This window comes from Vibrio sp. 11-4(1), from assembly GCF_013048625.1.
Taxonomy (GTDB): Bacteria; Pseudomonadota; Gammaproteobacteria; order Enterobacterales; family Vibrionaceae; genus Vibrio; species Vibrio diabolicus.
In genome coordinates, this window is sequence record NZ_VHSY01000008.1 from 168,033 (window position 1) to 186,131 (window position 18,099).

Genomic DNA, 18,099 nt, shown 5'->3' on the forward strand with positions numbered 1-18,099 from the left:
CGAGTTGAAGATCTAGTTAATCTAAATCAAAGCTCGTTAACAAAGCATGAAAGCCAAGACAACTCGCCCTTTGGGAGCGTGTCACTATCACGATTCCCGCGTCAAATAACTCGAAAATAGCGAGCTATTTCACTTCGTCATTTTCCTTGAACTCGTATCAGTGACCACGCTCTGAACTGAGCATCTTGAAGTCATTTAGGTATTGCAGTGAATTAGCCCTACGAAAAATCCCCCAACAGGAAACTGTTGGGGGATTTTTTAGCTTAAAGCAAAATTCGTGAGTGCTGGTTACTGATTTAAAAAGCTGACCGCTTTATCTGGGAAGTCAGTAAACAAACCATCCACCTTCACTTGGTTGTAGTACACATCCATCATGCCTTCAAAACTGTCCGTGTACGCTGGAATGCGTCCTGGATCGGCGCGGAACGTGTATGGATGCACTTGCAAGCCAGCGTCTTTTGCAGCCTTCATCAACGGCTTGATGATGATATTGTCTTTGGTTGACTTATCATCCACCAGCATCGGCTTCCAAGGTCCAATTCCTTCCGCGTAACTCGCTACTTTCTTCATGCCGTCGGCTTCGAACATCCAGTCATAACTGTATGGTGTTGCCTTGTCGCCTTTGTACACCATAGTTTCGTTCCAATCGGTGTAAGCCATAAGCTGAACGAGCTTTAAGTCCATATCCATTGCAGGCATGAGTTCACTGTTGATGCGTTGAAGTTCATTCGCATCAAAACACTGAAGGTAGACTTTGTCGTCTTGAGAGCCGTAACCGTACTGCTTCAAGACTTTAAGTACTGCTTTAGAAATGTCCTTACCTTCATGACGATGGAACCAAGGCGCTTTAATTTCTGGGTAAATACCGATGTCATAACCCAGCGTTTTGTTTAAGCCTTGGATCAGCTCAATCTCTTCAGCAAACGTCGGCACGGTGAAATCAGATTTCCACATAGGGAATCGGGTTGGATAGCCCGCTACTTTGTTGCCTTTGTCATCGATATTAAAGCCTTCAGTTACTCGCAAGGATTTGATTTCCGCCAGTGTGAAATCAATCGCGTAATAACGGCCGTCTTTGCGTGCGCGATCAGGAAAACGCTCCGCAACATCCGTTACACGATCGAGATAATGGTCATGCAACACGACCAACTGGTCGTCTTTCGTCATTACCACATCTTGCTCTATGTAGTCAGGTTTCATTGCGTAAGCAAGCGCTTTGGCTTCTAGCGTGTGCTCAGGCAAGTAACCCGATGCGCCACGGTGTGCAATTACAAGCGGTTTCGCAATCGCACCAGCTGAGAGGCTAAGTGCTAAAAAAGTAAGACATACTGACTTTGTTTTCATTGTTATTTCCTTGATAAAGCGAAGAGGCAGTATTCCACTGCCTCTTTAAATAAATATTACGCTAGCGCTTCCTTTTCGCGCTCTTTTTGCTCGTGGTGCGCACGCTCACCTAAGAAGGCGTACATCAAACACACAATAGAAGTAATACAAGAACCAACCAAGATGATAAAGCCACCATCCCAGCCAAAGTGGTCTACCGTGTAGCCCAGAATCGCGTTTGCGGCAACTGCCCCACCTAAGTACCCAAATAAACCAGTAAGACCAGCAGCAGTACCAGCGGCTTTCTTCGGAGCGAGTTCAAGTGCGTACAAGCCAATCAGCATAACCGGACCATAGATTAGGAAGCCAATTGCAATCAGCGCCATCATGTCCACCATTGGGTTACCAGCAGGGTTAAACCAGTAAACCATCACTGCAACGGTCACTAGCACCATAAATAAGATGCCAGCAGGTGCACGACGACCTTTAAACAATTTGTCTGAAATCCAACCACACAATAATGTGCCTGGAATGCCGGCCCATTCGTATAAAAAGTAAGCCCATGACGATTTATCTACCGAGAAATCCTTCGCTTCTTTTAGGTAAACAGGTGCCCAGTCCAGTACGCCGTAGCGAATTAGGTAAACAAATGCGTTTGCAATTGCAATCGACCAAAGCAGCTTGTTGTTGAATACATACTTAAAGAAGATTTCCTTGGCTGTCATTTCTTGTTCGTGCGACTTGTCATAGTCATCAGGATAATCGTCTTTATACTCTTCGATCGGTGGCAAACCACAAGATTGAGGCGTATCGCGAACCGTCATCCAAACAAACACAGCAACCAACGTGGCGAAAAATGCAGGAACATAAAATGCAGTGCGCCAATCATCGTTAAATGCCCACAGGCCAAGAATGAATAGTGGACCAATCAAACCGCCACCCACGTTGTGTGCCACGTTCCAAACCGAAACGATCTCACCACGCTCTTTACGTGACCACCAGTGCACCATGGTTCGTCCACATGCGGGCCACCCCATGCCTTGGAACCAACCGTTCAAGAAAAGCAAAATGAACATCGCAGTGACGCTGCCAGTCGCCCATGGCATAAAGCCAAAGCAAAACATCACTAATGCAGACATCAGTAGGCCGCCACTAAGGAAATAGCGAGGGTTGGAGCGGTCAGAAACGCTGCCCATTAGAAATTTAGAGAGACCATATGCAATGGAAACAGCAGCCAGCGCGACACCTAAGTCACCGCGGCTAAAGCCTTGCTCGATAAGATAAGGCATCGCCAAACTGAAGTTTTTACGAACCAAATAGTAACCGGCGTAGCCAACAAATATACCGATAAAGAGTTGCCAACGGAGGCGAGAGTAGGTGCTATCGATACTGCCTGGGGACAGACGATCAATGTGCGCCTTAGGTTTGAATATTCCAAACATAGGAACCTCATTATTTTGTATGTGATGGTAAAAAACACAAAAGGAGCGAACGAAACAAAAAAACCTTCGTTCGAAAGTTCATGAATTGTATTGAGTTAGGATTTTATTTCTGTGACAAATGTTGCACATGAATTAAATATAAGTAAATACAGTAAATTAGAGCGCATTAATTAGACCATCGTTCAACTTTACTCATAATTAGTTAATATGAAACTGATGTTTCAACCTCTCATTTGAGCATTCTAATTCGAAACCAATGAAACAAAGGCTCGAATAAGAACACAAATTAACCGTAAAAAGGGTGTTTCACATCCATCCTTATTACGCGAAACCACTAAATAACTAAAAAGATGAAAAATGTTCGCGCTTAGTATCAAACGAAATAACAAAACTAATGTTATCTGAACTCAAACCTAGACAGTGATTCACGAACACAAGACATAAACCGTGTTTATTTTCCTCTCCATTTTCATAATTAACACTAATTTGGATAACAAGTTCCTCTCGAGATATAAACATAGCAACGCATTTTCTTATATCACCGCTAGTCCTTGATGTACTTGACCTCGCCTTACCTCTTTAGGGTTAATTACTACGCAAAATCTGAGTAATAAATCCCCAAGCACGTAGCAGCTTCACAAAACTCCTCTTACCAGTTGTGCATTCTTTTTCACATCGGTAATTTGAGCGCTTCCAAAACACACTTCGTAGCAAAGAAGTTCTTTTCGTTGTTTTCTTTTTCGATTAAAAGATGCGCCATTTAACAAAAACGAAGACTTTGATTAACAATTTTATGCTCAAACGCTCATTTTTAACGCTCGTTTGTTTTCGCAAACGTTTATATGTGCACAATAGTATCGTGCTAGACAGGCAAAAATGATCAAAGGACTTTTAACATGACAACGAACAAACACCCCTCTCTGCTCGGAGAATGTTTGGCCGAGTTTATCGGTACAGGACTACTTATCTTCTTCGGCGTAGGCTGTGTCGCAGCCTTAGTTCTAACAGGCGCATCATTTGGACAATGGGAAATCAGTATTGTATGGGGCCTAGGTGTCGCCATCGCTATTTACTGTACTGCCGGCGTTTCAGGCGCGCACATCAACCCAGCGGTAACCATCGCACTCGCTATGTTCCATGGTTTTGATAAGGCGAAAGTGGTGCCATACATCATCGCCCAAATGCTTGGCGCATTCTGCTCTGCTGCGTTGGTTTACAGCTTATACAGCAACCTTTTCACCGACTACGAAATCGCACATAACTTCGTCCGCAGTAGCCAAGATGCACTAGCAACCGCTGGTATCTTCTCAACCTATCCACATGCTTCCCTCTCTTTCTTTGGCGCTTTTGCTGTGGAATTCGTTATCACTGCCGTGCTGATGTTTGCGATTTTGGCTTTGGGCGATGAAAATAACGGCGCTGCACGAGGTGCAATGAACCCGCTGTTAATCGGTATTTTGATTGCCGTGATCGGTGGTTCTCTTGGTCCACTAACTGGCTTCGCGATGAACCCTGCGCGCGACTTTGGACCGAAACTGTTCGCTTACTTCGCAGGCTGGGATTACGCTCTGACAGGTGCTAAAGACATTCCTTACTTTATCGTGCCTTTACTTGCTCCGATTGCAGGTGCGTGTTTTGGTGGTTGGTTGTATCCAAAAGCGATTGCGGCTTACCTTCCACAACAAGGCCACGGCTGTACGATTCCAAACCAATGTGAGACGGAAGAAGAAACAGAAGAAGCTAGAGCTTAAAACTGACGCAACTCGAACATTTACTAAAATATAAATAACGAAACAAAAGGATTCTTACCATGACTGAGCAAAAATACATTGTTGCCCTAGACCAAGGTACGACAAGCTCTCGCGCAGTAATTCTTGATCATGACGCGAACATCGTAAGCGTCGCACAGCGCGAATTTACTCAGATTTATCCAGAGGCAGGTTGGGTAGAACATGACCCTATGGAAATCTGGGCAACACAAAGCTCTACGTTGGTAGAAGCTCTAGCTAAGTCTGGCATCCGTAGCGACCAATTGGCGGCTATCGGTATTACTAACCAGCGTGAAACCACCATCGTCTGGAATAAAGAAACAGGCAAACCCGTTTACAATGCGATCGTATGGCAATGTCGCCGTACTGCTGACATCTGTGAAGATTTAAAAGCGCGTGGTCTAGAAAACTACGTACGTGACAACACTGGTTTGGTACTTGACCCTTACTTCTCAGGTACCAAAGTGAAATGGATTCTGGACAACGTTGAAGGCGCGCGCGAAGACGCAGAAGCAGGCAAGCTGTTGTTCGGTACCGTCGATACTTGGTTAGTTTGGAAGATGACTCAAGGCCGCGTTCACGTGACCGACTACACTAACGCATCGCGTACCATGCTATTTAACATCAACGATCTATGTTGGGATCAGAAAATGTTAGATGAGCTTGGTATCCCAGCATCTATGATGCCAGAAGTAAAACGTTCATCGGAAGTTTACGGTAAGACCAACATTGGTGGTAAAGGCGGTACTCGTATTCCTATTTCTGGTATTGCTGGTGACCAACAAGCTGCGCTTTACGGCCAAATGTGTGTTGAAGCGGGTCAGGCGAAAAACACTTACGGCACGGGTTGTTTCTTGCTAATGAATACGGGCCAAGAAAAAGTCACTTCGACGCACGGCCTACTGACAACTTTGGCTTGTGGTCCGAAAGGTGAGCCTGCTTATGCACTTGAAGGTGCCGTATTCATGGGTGGTGCTTCTATCCAATGGCTACGTGATGAATTAAAAATCCTAAACGGTGCAGAAGACTCTGAATACTTCGCAACCAAAGTGGATACCTCAAACGGCGTTTATGTCGTGCCTGCCTTTACTGGTTTAGGCGCACCATACTGGGATGCCTACGCACGTGGCACGATTGTCGGCCTTACTCGCGGCGTGAACTCAAACCACATTATCCGTGCGACTTTGGAAGGCATCGCTTACCAAACTCGTGACGTACTGGATGCGATGCAAGCCGACTCAGGAATTAAACTTGCGAATCTTCGCGTCGATGGCGGTGCGGTAGCGAACAACTTCCTAATGCAGTTCCAATCCGATGTATTGAATACAGAAGTACACCGCCCTCAAGTAACAGAGGTTACCGCTCTTGGTGCAGCCTACCTTGCAGGTCTTGCCGTGGGTTACTGGGACAGCATTGACGAGTTGCAGAATAAAGCGGTGCTTGATCGCACCTTTGAGCCGCACGATGATGAAGAAAAACGCAATCGTCGTTACAAGGGTTGGAAACGCGCAGTGAAATGTGCGCAAACCTGGTCTGAGCTTCACGACGAAGAAGATTAATCTCACCTCCATACGAAAAAAGAGCGCCATTTGTGCGCTCTTTTTTGCGCTTTGCCCCTGATTCCTGAACTCGCTTACTTCTCACAACGCGCAAATTCGAGCACAATAGAGCTTCGAATTTGAAGCATTGGCCGTTACCAATGCACAAGGGAGTGGTAAGTGAAGCAAATACCTCGACACCAACAGATTGTTGAGTTGGTGAAAAAACAAGGCTATGTCAGCACGGATGAGTTGGTAGAAAGATTCAATGTCAGCCCACAAACCATCCGACGCGATCTTAATGAACTCGCCGACGACAACAAAATTCGTCGTTATCACGGTGGTGCAACCATCCCTCTCAGTTCTGAAAACACATCTTACAACACGCGTAAAGCGCTCAACTTCAATGAAAAAGATGTCATTGCAGACGAGGTGGTCAAGCACATTCCTGATGGCGCGACTCTATTTATTGATATCGGCACCACACCAGAAGCGGTTGCGCGAGCGCTCAATAAAAACCATAAACAGCTACGCGTGGTTACCAACAATATCAACGTGGCAACCATTCTCTTCCCCAACCCAGAGATCAAAGTCATCTTAGCAGGCGGTGAAGTTCGAAGTCGCGATGGCGGCATTGTTGGAGAAGCCACTCTCGACTTCGTTAAACAGTTCCGTCTCGACTTTGGCATTCTTGGCATCAGTGGTATCGACTTTGATGGCTCGCTATTAGACTTTGATTACCACGAAGTCAGGGTCAAACAAGCGATCATCGACAACAGCCGCAGTGTATTTCTCGCCGTCGACCACACCAAATTTGGGCGCAATGCCATGGTGAAGCTAGGCAATATCGCTCAGCTCAACATGATCTTTACCAACAAGCAGCCACCAGAAGAAATCTTGTCGATTTTAAAAGAAGCTTCAATTCCGCTTGAAGTCGTTGAAGCGAACGAGACAAACTTCGAAAACGAGTAGTTCCAGTCATTAATTTGCCTCTCAAATGACCTCTGTCTTAATTAGGCAGAGGTTTTTTTGTGCCTAAATCACACAAAACGCTCACAAACGAAAATAATAGATGATCACAAACGAAACCTAAGCTAGGATTAGATCATGTTCCAAAATGCTCGTTCGCTCACCAAGAGGTCAAATTTATGAGTATACAAAAAAATGCTTCCACTACTAGCTCATCCACTACCTTAGACTTGATCGTAATTGGTGGCGGCATTAACGGGGCTGGTATTGCGGCAGACGCAGCTGGCCGCGGTTTGAGTGTTGGCTTATACGAAGCAAGTGACTTCGCGTCCGCTACTTCTTCGGCAAGTTCTAAACTGATCCACGGCGGTTTACGCTACCTTGAACACTACGAGTTTCGTTTGGTTTCGGAAGCGCTCGCAGAACGTGAAGTTATTCTTCGCAAAGCGCCTCACGTTGCCCTACCAATGCGTTTCCGTTTGCCTCATCGCCCATTCCTACGCCCAGCTTGGATGATTCGCTGTGGTCTGTTCCTTTACGATAACTTGGGTAAACGTACGACTCTGCCAGGCAGCAAAACCGTCAACTTAGCGAAATCGGGCTTGCTAAAACCAGAAATGAAAACCGGTTTCGAATACTCTGACTGTTGGGTTGATGACGCGCGTTTAGTATTACTTAACGTTCTGGCTGCTCGTGAAAACCATGCAGAAGTACGTAACTACTGCCGCGTAGAAAAAGCACACCGTGAAGGTGGTATCTGGCATGTCACAATTCATGACGTGATGACAGACCAACGTTTCGAACGCAAAGCAAAAGCACTAGTAAACGCAGCTGGCCCTTGGGTAAAACAGTTCTTTGATGATGGATTAGAGCAAGCCTCTCCTCGTAACATTCGCTTAATCAAAGGCTCGCACATCGTTGTTCCTCGTATCCACAACGAACCGCAAGCCTACATTCTTCAAAACAAAGACAACCGCATCGTATTTATGATTCCTTACTTAGATAAGTTCTCAATCATTGGTACAACAGATGTGGAATACAAAGGTGACCCACGCGAAGTGGCGATCTCAGATGACGAAGTCGATTACCTCATCGATATCGTAAACCAACACTTTGTCCACCAGTTGACTCGCGAAGATGTGGTTTGGACATACAGCGGTGTTCGTCCTTTATGTGACGATGAATCTGACTCTCCGCAAGCGATCACACGAGACTACACGCTAGAACTCGATGCGGAATACGACCATGCACCTCTGCTTTCTGTCTTTGGTGGTAAGCTGACGACCTACCGTAAGCTGGGTGAAGCGGCAATGAAAAAGCTGGCTCCTTTCCTACCAGAGATGGGAAGCGACTGGACGGCAAATCAAACCCTACCTGGTGGTAACTTCAGCTGTAGTCGTGAACAATTAGCTAAACAAATTCATGCTAAATACGCTTGGGCGCCAGAAGCATTGATTCTTCGTTACGTAACACAATTTGGTACCCAAACGTGGAACTTAATGGAAGGCACAGTAAGCGAAGCTGACCTTGGACACGCGTTCTCATCGCAAGCCGGCGGTGTTTACCAACGTGAGATCGACTACTTAATGAACCATGAAATGGCAATGACCGATGAAGACATTTTGTGGCGTCGTACCAAACTTGGTCTGTACATGAACGATGAAGAAAAGCAGGCTTTATCGGACTATTTAAAAGAAAAGCTACAACAGAAAGTGGTTAATCTTTCTCAAGTTGGCTAACTGCTCCTCTCCACCCCACTAGAAAGCCTGCCTCGCTGCAGGCTTTTTTATTTTGCTGTTTTTACACCACACTTTGGCTTGCTTCACTTGATTACAAATAAGAGCAACTATTCATAGACATTTAGCGTTAAATGCAATCATACTCATTTTGAATAATTATCCCTGAATAACTTCATGGCGCTGGGTTCAGAACGTTATCACTGATGCACTTCCCGGAAAAAATGCAGTGGAAGAACAGGCTCTTTCCGAGTTATTTGGGGAAAGGCTCAGACAAGGAAAAGAAAATGGGTTTTATGATTGAACATTGGGATTTTTCAACCCCAGAAGCAACTCAGCAATCCACAACGGCGGAGCAGATTCAAGCCAAACATTGGTACCATTGTGAGCGGCTGCATCCCGATATTCGGGGCTGGCTAGAACAAAACCAAGTGCCACGTGCCACTGTTGATCACCTGTTAGCCGACGAGAGCCGACCGTCTTTCCACCCTTTGGATGACGAGAACTTCATGTTGATTTTACGAGGCGTCAATATGAATGGCGATGCTTCACCAGAAGACATGCTCAGTATTCGAATTCTCTATTTTCAAGGCGCACTGATTTCAACACGTAAGATCCCATCGCGTGCCATCATGGAAATTCGTCAAGCATTGGCGGAACACAAAGGTCCGAAAAGCCTTGCGGGTTTACTTCATCAGATTATTGAAGGATTAAATAGCAAAATAGACGTTTACCTCGATACGATTGAAGAGACGTTAAACCAGTTTGATGTGAATGATGAATCGACGTACAAGCATATGGCGACTCAAAAAGCGCTTATCTCCATCAAACGTTTTATTCGCCCTCAGCAATATGCTATTCGAGATCTCGTTGAATCAGAGTCCGAGTTGGTGGCTTTAAGGCCCCATCAATATCGCTTCGCCCACAATAATATTACGCGCATAAATGAAACACTTGAGTTTTATCTTGGAGAAGTCGCTCTCTTTCAAGAAGAAATCAAACATCATCGTGACGAGAAAACTAATAAAAACAGTTATCTATTCACCCTAGTGGCGACTATTTTCTTGCCAACCAGCTTCCTAACAGGTTTGCTTGGCATCAACATTGGCGGTATGCCAGGCGTGGAATCCGCCATGGCGTTCACCTGGTTCTGTATCGCTTTAATTGTCATCTTTGCTCTAGAGTGGTGGCTATTCAAACGTTTGGGGTTTACGAATAAAACGGACGACGAAGACGAATAAGCACTAATCCTATAAAGAACAACAATCAAAAGAAAAGAGGAGCGCGCGGCTCCTCTTTCTCTACTCACATTAGAGCCCTATCCGGGATGACCATCAACGCGAGGGGTAATAAGCATCACGCCAAAGCGCCAAACAAACAGGCCAAATGCGACAATCCACAATCCGCCACTGATATTAATCCACAGCATCATATTGGCAGGATCAAATATCACGGCAAAACTGCGAACCAAAGCTGCCGCGGTAATCGCCGCAAACGCAAGGCTCATGTTCGGACCTTTGTAGATCATGCGACCAGTATGTCCCATCGTCACGCGTGCGATCATCGCTAAAATCAAGCCGCCTAATGCACCTATCGCAAACAGGTGAATCAGGTTATGGCTGGCAAATGCATCTCCCCAAGTGCCTCGCAAAATTAAGCTTAGTGGCAAACACAAATACGCAGCATGCAGCGACCACACTAAAGGCTCGCTCAGGGTTAACCAAGGTTTCCAGCGAACAAAACGCACCAACTGAGCAACTCCTGCAAACAGCATCAACGGATTACCTAGTTCTGCAAACGTCACAGGGAAAAAGCTCAGCACAAATAGCATTACCAACGGCAAGTTCGCGAACCACTCTAACCAAGCCAATGGTTGCGCTTTTTCGAAATTAAATCGACGCGCAGTAAAGAATGGAATCACACGCCCGCCCATGACCGACAGCAACAACGTAAACCACCACAACATCGCCTGCCATACAGCAGAAGAGCTAAACGGCGGCATGCCTTTTATTGTTGCGTAGCTTGCAAAGTTCGCAAAAATGGCCAAAAGAAACAGCGGCACAAAAAACAGATTACGCCAACCTTTGGCTCGATAAACACGAATGCCTACCTCATAGGCAACAAACAACAAAAATACCGCTTCAATGCTGCTGGTTAACCATAACGGCGCTGACGTCCAAAGCAATATTCGGGGCGCGAGCCATAAGCCAAATAAGACCAAAAGCGTGTAATGCTTGGTGCCATTAATGCCAGTCCAGTTTTGTACCGCGGTCAGTACAAAACCAACCACAATCGCCATCGAAAAGCCGAACAACATTTCATGAACGTGCCACCATAATGCCGGTACAGTTAATGCGTTTGGCTGTCCGCTCTGGAACATCCACACCCACAACGCGATCGCAACAATGGCGTAAATCGACCCAAACAGAAAAAACGGCCGAAAGCCTAATCTCAGCCATGCAGGGATTTTTTCTTCCACTTTTTTATCGGTGATATTCAGCATTATCTTGCCCTCAAGCGTCTCTTGATGCTGGTTAACTCAACTACAATATTGATGCTACCACAAACATGCATAAAAAATACATGTTAAGAGTTAAGATTATACTTAAGAGGTAAAGTTGTGCTTCAGAGGCGGGTTAGGTATAAACGGTGAGAGACACAACCATCAGTTAAGGGATGCAACGAAGATGTACATATTTGGCTATGGCAGTTTGATTAATTCTGCGTCACGTAAGTTAACCGGACAAACGGGAGAAGCCATTCCCGTCATTGCTCATGGACTGGTGCGATACTGGGGAAAGATTGATGACAGCTACACTCTGTCTCCTCTGGTTGTAAACCAAGGCAATGGGCAGGTCAACGGCGTTTTACTCGAAGTGAATGAAGAGGCTCTCGCAGAATTCGATCGCCGTGAGCGTGGTTATCATCGTATTCAAATTCAGCCAGATCAAATAGAAACGGACGCGAACTTTAACCAAGAACATAGCATCTGGGTTTACGTAAAAGACGAGCCATTACCACCGTGCGTAAAAAGCCCAATCATGCAAAGCTATGTCGATACCGTGCTAGCAGGTTGCTTAGAAGTATCTCATGCGTTTGCAGAGCATTTTGTGCGTCACACCATTGGCTGGCAACACGCAAAAGAAAATGACCGCCACCAACCTAAATATGGCAACCTTGCAGGCGTGCAAGAGCATCATTACGAGTTGATTGATAATCTGATTGCCCAAAATTCGTAGCTCAATCCCATCTGTAAAAACAGCTCTAAACTAAGAGCTGTTTTTACAATAGAGCGACCAGTGAACTGATTAAACAATTCTCACCCCAGTCGGCATCGCTCTTTCTGGAGTTAGCAACACACTTTCGGATTCATCATCCGTTTCTGCGCACAACAACATACATTCTGAGGTTTCACCGCGCATTTTGGCTTTGGCAAGATTACACAACACGACCACTTGTTTGCCCATCAACTCTTCCTCGGTGTAATAAGGTACTAAGCTGGTTACGGTTTGCAGTGTTTTTTCACCAATATCAATTTGCACAATGTACAGCTTGTCTGCATTTTGATGACGAGCCACTTCAATGATTTTTCCGGTACGAATTTCCAGTTTGGCAAAATCTGAGTAAGCGATAGTTTCCATAATTAAAACCTCAGTAAAGTTTTACTAAAAAGATAACGTTTACACTATCAGTAAGCTTAATAAATACAAGTGGTAAAGATCTCATTTCCGAAAGCAAATCCCCTATCAAATTGCACTTATTACACAATGGGTGTTTAATACTTCCAGTCAAAATTTTTAGCCACTAAAGGTTCTATATGGCAACGATCAAGGATGTCGCGAAAGAAGCCGGTGTTTCGGTCGCAACGGTTTCTCGCGTGATCAACAAGTCCCCAAAAGCCAGTCAATCATCGGTAGAGTCGGTCACCAAAGCAATGAGCAAATTGGGTTACAGACCCAATGCCGCAGCTCGCGCACTGGTGAGTCAAAGCACAAATACCATGGGTGTGTTGGTGAGTGATGTGTCCGATCCTTTCTTCGGCACACTGGTCAAATCAGTCGATAATGTCGCGCGCGAAAATGGCAAACATATCTTGATTGGCAACGGTTACCATAATCCAGAAGATGAGCGTCAAGCCTTAGAATTGCTGATCAACAGCCGTTGCGATGCAATAGTCATCCACTCGAAAGGATTATCTGATGAGGAGCTAATTGGCTATGCCCAAGAAGTGAAAGGTATGGTGATTATCAATCGTCATATCCCAGAGCTTGCTGAGCGCTGTATTTCCCTTGATAACCGCAAAGGAGCATTCCTCGCGACAGAATATTTAATTCGTCACGGGCATCGCAAAATCGCTTGTATTGCCTCATCCCACGATATCGAAGATACCGATGAGCGATTGCAAGGTTACCAAGCAGCGCTTAAAGAACATGGTATAGAACTCTCCACAAGCTACATCGAATACGGTGAGCCCAACAGTGATGGTGGCGAAGTTGCGATGACCAACCTGTTAACCAAATCTTTGGAGATTACTGGAGTGGTGGCCTACAACGACTACATGGCCGCTGGCGCACTGGCAGCGTTGGATCAAAATGGCATAGACGTACCAAATAAGGTATCTATGGTCGGGTTCGATGATGGCTTGATCGCCCGCTTTGTTCACCCTAGCCTGACCACTATTCGCTACCCAATCGAGATGATGGCAGAACGCGCCGCCCGTTTGGCTTTGGCGCTATCTCGTGACGAAAAAATTGAAGACGAAACCATTATTTTTAGCCCAACTTTGGTACGAAGAAATTCTGTTGAGCGTTGTTGATATATGCGTTAAATGTTAGCGCGAAGCATTAACTAAAACATGTAATGGCGCAGATGAAAGGCCAAACAAGCAATTAATCTGTGCTAGATATAGTTCGGCAGTCGCTATCGCATCATTTAGTGCGTTATGGGCTTGATATGTTGGTAGGTTGAGTTCCTTTCGAATTGAACTTAACCGCCAGTCAGACCGAGTAGGTCTCAGTTGGGTGCGATATTGCTCGATTTTTAATGTATCTAACCATATTAATGGCAACTTCAAATTCTGGTACTTCATCTTGATGTATTGCTCTAAAAACCTCTGCTCCATAATGCAGCCATGTGCAACAAGAATTTTACCAGCAATTACATCCAGCAACTGAGTGAAAGCAACTTGTTCTGAAATCCCCGATACATGCAACGTTTCAGGCCTGATATGGTGAACTTTGACTGACTCATGACAAATATCAATTGCATGATTAATGAAGATATGACGTGCACTATTTAGACGAATATTGCTGTTTCGAATTTCGACCCATCCAATACTGATTACTCTATCTACTTCAGGATTAAATCCTGTCGTTTCAAAGTCCAAGACTAACGTGTCTAACTCTCTAGCGTCCGATAAAGCTCCAGGTAGAGGCGTATTTCCTATAGAGTTAAATACATCTGGCAAGCTAGATTTTTCTAGCTCTCTGCGCACGTGTTCTAGATGTTCAATTGACTGGAATGAGTAGCCAAACATACTAAGAGCCAAATTTCATTTTTAACGTGTCTTGATAACCGCGTATTATGCGAAAAGCATCTTTGAGGTGTTGTCTTTCAAAGCTGCCAAAATGCTCAGGAAATATAGCATTCGTTACTGGCTTTCCACCTTGTAAGCATTGCAGCTGATGTGAGTAACGTAATTGCGTTACATAACGATAAGTCCCTATCAAGTCTTGATGTGAAGTGCTATTAATCAATCCTCTATCATACGCAAAATCGAATCTTTCTTCCGTAGACAACATACCTCCGCCTTTATGAAGAGCATAAATTCTAGCAATATCGACCACCAGACCAATCGCAGACTTTTTAATATTCAGCGATTTTTCGTTGTGACCATTGTTTTCTAACACTAAGTTATTGAATATCCCTAGTGGTGGACGGTGTGATATTAAATTTCTAACTAAGGCTGCGATTAAATGAGGGTTATTTTTGGTACACCGCTCGCGTTCACTATTTAGTTCATCAAATAGTGACCTATCCCCGGAAACAAAGCGCACTTCAAGAAAGACATTAAGATTTAGTAACATATTGTATTCTGGATTGTTTGCCCATTTTCTGTAGAGCTGCTTCCAGATGAATAATGGCTGATTCCACTTTGGTGTAGCCGCCATAAAACGCCCATTACACAAAGGATACCCGCATTCCGCTAATCCTTTACATATATACATAGCAAAATGTCGAAAATAAATTCGGTCACTTTCTGTTGCTGAGTCATCAAGTACTAAAGCGTTATCTTGATCAGAACCTAAGTGAACCTCTCCTCTCGCATGCGAACCCGCCACTAACCAAGCATAATTACAAGGAGGTAAACCCACGTTTCTTTCTGCTAATTTAATCAATCGACAGGTAAAGGCATCATAAATCATCATTAAAACTTGCCCAATTACATTGGCTGGCAAATGCGATTCTATCATCGCCTCAAACACTGCCTGACGTTCGTTTACTAACAATGAAAGCGACTCTAGGCTATTACACTTACTGATTTTTTCAATCAAAAAAACAGCCTGGATGCCATGCCTCTGAACTAACTCTTGAGGGCTAATCAAACCTAAAACCTGTTTATTTTTGTCAAGAACAGGGATATTACGAATATTGTGTTTCATCATCAGATTGAGCACAGAAATCACGGGCTCATTTTGGTCAACACTCTGAGGATGAGCGTTCATAATATCCTCAACAGGTCTATAGATATTAAACGCCTCAGCAACCACTCTACTTGTCATGTCAGTCTCGGTAACCACTCCAACCAAGGCATTGTCATTGGTAACCAAGGCACAAGTGCAGCCTTTTTTACTCATGATTTGTGCCACTTGCTGGATACTTTGGTTTGTATGCACCACCACAACATTATGATTGGCTAAATCTCTAGCCCTTTTAAAAAACAGGCTTTTTTCTGCTTGTGAATACTGTGCATTAATACTTGAAGTGAGACGTTGACTTGCACGGATTGCAAGCTGGTTAACAACATTTTTAAAATTCGAAACTTCTTTTAGTAAGAACGCATAATTAATTTTATATATTAAACAATTTTCAATGGTTTTTACTTTATATTTATCCTGTTCTAAATTAAATCCAAATACATCATTTTCGCCTAATCTAGCTCTTAATTCACCATTAGGAAATCTCTGTTCGATAACTCCAGCTCGAATAATATATAAATTTTTTCCTTCAGGCATGACTAAGGAGACGCTCTCTCCCTTTCCCCAATAAACAATATCTGTGTTCGTAGCGATAGCATCAAGAACATGGTCAGGAAGTAAATGAAATGGCTCTATCGTTTTAAAAAAAGAAACGACATTTGGCAGCAAGGTTGAATCCATATGACACTCTTTTAATTAGAAAAACTCCGCTCAAAAAAGAGCGGAGTATAATAAAGAATGGTTTTACCAGAACAATGTATATAACACTGCCAAAACAATCATTATGCCGTAAGAAGCGATATTAAAGCTTCGATCTGTTACAAACATCGATGATGTAACACTAATACCTTTAGGATCATCATCATTAATTGATGTGCTCAAACTTGTAAATGCGATAACAACCATTGTAAACAATAATGTGTATAGCATTTGATCCATAAATGGCATGGAAAGTGGCATAAATTTCAAGAACAAGGCAAATGGTATTGATGCTACTACACCAATAATAGCCCCTTTACTGGTTGTTTTCTTCCAGAATAAGCCAAGTAAGAATACAGCCAAAATTCCAGGGCTAACTAAACCTGTATATTCTTGGATGTATTGGAATGCTTGGCCAATACCACCTAACATTGGAGCAATTAGGCAGGCAATAATTAGTGCCACCACAGCAGCAGTACGCCCAACATTCACCAACTTGTGGTCACCTGAGTCAGGAGAGATATACTCTTTGTAAATATCCATAGTGAAGATAGTGGCTGTTGAGTTAAGCATTGATGCTAGTGAAGAAACAATTGCAGCAGCAAGAGCCGCAAAAACAACACCTTTAACACCAACAGGCAAGAACTGAGTTAGCCAAGGGTATGCTTTATCCGCATGAGCAGCACTTGGAAGGTTTTTTGCTGCAATATCACCAAGGCTTGCCATTAGTTGTGGGTCCGAAGTAATAACGTAAGCGGCAATACCTGGCAATACCACGAGAAACGGAACGATAAGTTTCAAAAATGCTGCAAAAACAATACCTTTCTGAGCTTCCGATACTGATTTTGCAGCAAGCGTTCTTTGAATAATGTACTGGTTAAAGCCCCAGTAATATAAGTTTGCTACCCAAAGACCACCAATTAATACGGCAATACCAGGAAGGTTCATGTATTGTGGATTACTTTGATCCAAGATCATCTCAAAGTGGCCTGGAGCGGCATCGACCATTTTAGACAACCCAGCGAACCAACCGTCCGTACCACCAATAAAACTCACTGCCATGTAGGTAGTCATAAAACCACCCAAAACTAAGAAGAACACTTGGATGACATCGGTCCATACTACTGCCGATAAACCACCGTAAATTGAGTACACCAACGCAAACAGAGCAAGACCTAGAATTGAGTACATCAACGGAATACCCAAAATGGTTTCGAGAGCCAAACCACCTAAATACAGTACTGAAGTTAGGTTTACAAAAATGTACAAGGAAATCCAAAAAACGGCCAAAATTGTTTTTAGTTTTTTATTGAAGCGTTTTTCAACAAATTCAGGAATGGTATAGATTCCTTTTTCAATGAAAATAGGTAGAAAGTACTTACCAACAATAATCAATGTTATTGCCGACATCCATTCATAAGATGCGATAGCCAAGCCGATTGAATAGCCTGAACCAGACATTCCTATAAATTGTTCCGCAGAAATATTTGCAGCAATTAGCGAAGCACCGACAGCCCACCAAGGCAAAGATTTTCCCGCCAAGAAATAATCTTCCGTACTTTTCTGAGTGCCTTTTTTATCACGAGATACCCAAAGTCCGACCCCAATGATAATTGCGACATAAATGGCGAAGACCATTATGTCGATAAAGCTTAGACCATGTTCTATATTCGACATCAGTTTCATCCTGTAGTTTTGTTTACGCCGCAAAGTGTAAACGTTACCACTCAAATGAAATGCAACTCAAATCACACATATTGATACATATTACGCTAAAAACCTTATAACGAGCTAAAGATCACAAATATTAAGAGAAGTGTCATTTAATTAAAACACTCTAAAGTCAACAAAAATGTAAACGATAACAACAAAGGTAAAACGAAGAGTAATAAGTAGGAAATTACGGGGACATCCACCGTACAGTA

General features: G+C 43.8%; 14 protein-coding genes. 7 read left to right on the forward strand and 7 right to left on the reverse strand.

Translation table 11 applies throughout. The features are described from left to right. Positions 1–288: 288 nt before the first annotated feature. Together glpQ and glpT are read right to left on the reverse strand one after the other, a co-directional pair. A complete protein-coding gene (gene glpQ, locus FKN16_RS17575) occupies positions 289–1,344 on the reverse strand; it encodes a glycerophosphodiester phosphodiesterase (protein ID WP_025768218.1) in 1,056 nt (351 codons plus the stop codon). Positions 1,345–1,400: 56 nt separating this feature from the next. Then, the gene (glpT, locus tag FKN16_RS17580; RefSeq protein ID WP_006742417.1) at positions 1,401–2,765 is read right to left on the reverse strand and encodes a glycerol-3-phosphate transporter; all 1,365 of its coding nucleotides are present in this window, start codon (positions 2,763–2,765) and stop codon (positions 1,401–1,403) included. Between the two features lie 896 nt (positions 2,766–3,661). Here glpT and FKN16_RS17585 point away from each other — a divergent pair. The 5 genes from FKN16_RS17585 to FKN16_RS17605 all read left to right on the forward strand — a co-directional run bounded on the left by FKN16_RS17585 (position 3,662) and on the right by FKN16_RS17605 (position 10,018). After that, positions 3,662–4,516 (forward strand): MIP/aquaporin family protein, encoded by an 855-nt coding sequence (locus FKN16_RS17585; protein ID WP_046875005.1) that lies wholly within the window; start codon positions 3,662–3,664, stop codon positions 4,514–4,516. Positions 4,517–4,575: 59 nt separating this feature from the next. Beyond that, positions 4,576–6,093, forward strand: a complete 1,518-nt coding sequence (gene glpK, locus FKN16_RS17590; protein ID WP_006742415.1) for a glycerol kinase GlpK — start codon at positions 4,576–4,578, stop codon at positions 6,091–6,093. A 159-nt stretch (positions 6,094–6,252) separates the two neighbouring features. After that, positions 6,253–7,044: a DeoR/GlpR family transcriptional regulator gene (locus tag FKN16_RS17595; protein WP_006742414.1), complete on the forward strand. Its 792-nt coding sequence runs from the start codon at positions 6,253–6,255 to the stop codon at positions 7,042–7,044. A gap of 176 nt (positions 7,045–7,220) precedes the next feature. Beyond that, positions 7,221–8,780, forward strand: coding sequence for a glycerol-3-phosphate dehydrogenase (gene glpD, locus FKN16_RS17600; RefSeq protein ID WP_170903240.1), 1,560 nt, complete (start codon positions 7,221–7,223; stop codon positions 8,778–8,780). A 284-nt stretch (positions 8,781–9,064) separates the two neighbouring features. Next, positions 9,065–10,018 carry a CorA family divalent cation transporter gene (locus FKN16_RS17605; RefSeq protein WP_012841472.1) on the forward strand — a complete coding sequence of 318 codons (954 nt, stop codon included), beginning with the start codon at positions 9,065–9,067 and terminating at the stop codon, positions 10,016–10,018. Between the two features lie 77 nt (positions 10,019–10,095). Here the strand turns inward: FKN16_RS17605 and FKN16_RS17610 are convergent, their stop codons facing one another. Further along, positions 10,096–11,280, reverse strand: a complete 1,185-nt coding sequence (locus FKN16_RS17610) for an NnrS family protein (protein ID WP_170903242.1) — start codon at positions 11,278–11,280, stop codon at positions 10,096–10,098. Positions 11,281–11,464: 184 nt separating this feature from the next. On the opposite strand from FKN16_RS17610, the gene FKN16_RS17615 reads away from it, so the two are divergent. Further along, entirely contained in the window at positions 11,465–12,016 is a 552-nt protein-coding gene (locus FKN16_RS17615; RefSeq protein WP_170903244.1) for a gamma-glutamylcyclotransferase family protein, read from the forward strand. A 69-nt stretch (positions 12,017–12,085) separates the two neighbouring features. Here FKN16_RS17615 and FKN16_RS17620 read toward each other — a convergent pair whose 3' ends face one another. Continuing rightward, on the reverse strand, positions 12,086–12,418 hold the full coding sequence (locus FKN16_RS17620; protein WP_005494151.1) for a tRNA-binding protein: 333 nt from the start codon (positions 12,416–12,418) through the stop codon (positions 12,086–12,088). Between the two features lie 176 nt (positions 12,419–12,594). Between FKN16_RS17620 and FKN16_RS17625 the strand changes: the two genes are divergently transcribed. Then, the gene (locus FKN16_RS17625; protein ID WP_170903246.1) at positions 12,595–13,593 is read left to right on the forward strand and encodes a substrate-binding domain-containing protein; all 999 of its coding nucleotides are present in this window, start codon (positions 12,595–12,597) and stop codon (positions 13,591–13,593) included. A gap of 15 nt (positions 13,594–13,608) precedes the next feature. Here the strand turns inward: FKN16_RS17625 and FKN16_RS17630 are convergent, their stop codons facing one another. The 3 genes from FKN16_RS17630 to FKN16_RS17640 all read right to left on the reverse strand — a co-directional run bounded on the left by FKN16_RS17630 (position 13,609) and on the right by FKN16_RS17640 (position 17,851). Then, positions 13,609–14,325: a 3'-5' exonuclease gene (locus tag FKN16_RS17630; protein ID WP_226977477.1), complete on the reverse strand. Its 717-nt coding sequence runs from the start codon at positions 14,323–14,325 to the stop codon at positions 13,609–13,611. Further along, positions 14,315–16,156 carry a DUF294 nucleotidyltransferase-like domain-containing protein gene (locus FKN16_RS17635; RefSeq protein WP_170903248.1) on the reverse strand — a complete coding sequence of 614 codons (1,842 nt, stop codon included), beginning with the start codon at positions 16,154–16,156 and terminating at the stop codon, positions 14,315–14,317. Before FKN16_RS17635 ends, FKN16_RS17630 begins: the two co-directional genes overlap by 11 nt. 63 nt (positions 16,157–16,219) lie before the next feature. Next, entirely contained in the window at positions 16,220–17,851 is a 1,632-nt protein-coding gene (locus FKN16_RS17640) for a sodium/sugar symporter (protein WP_170903250.1), read from the reverse strand. Positions 17,852–18,099 lie beyond the last annotated feature (248 nt).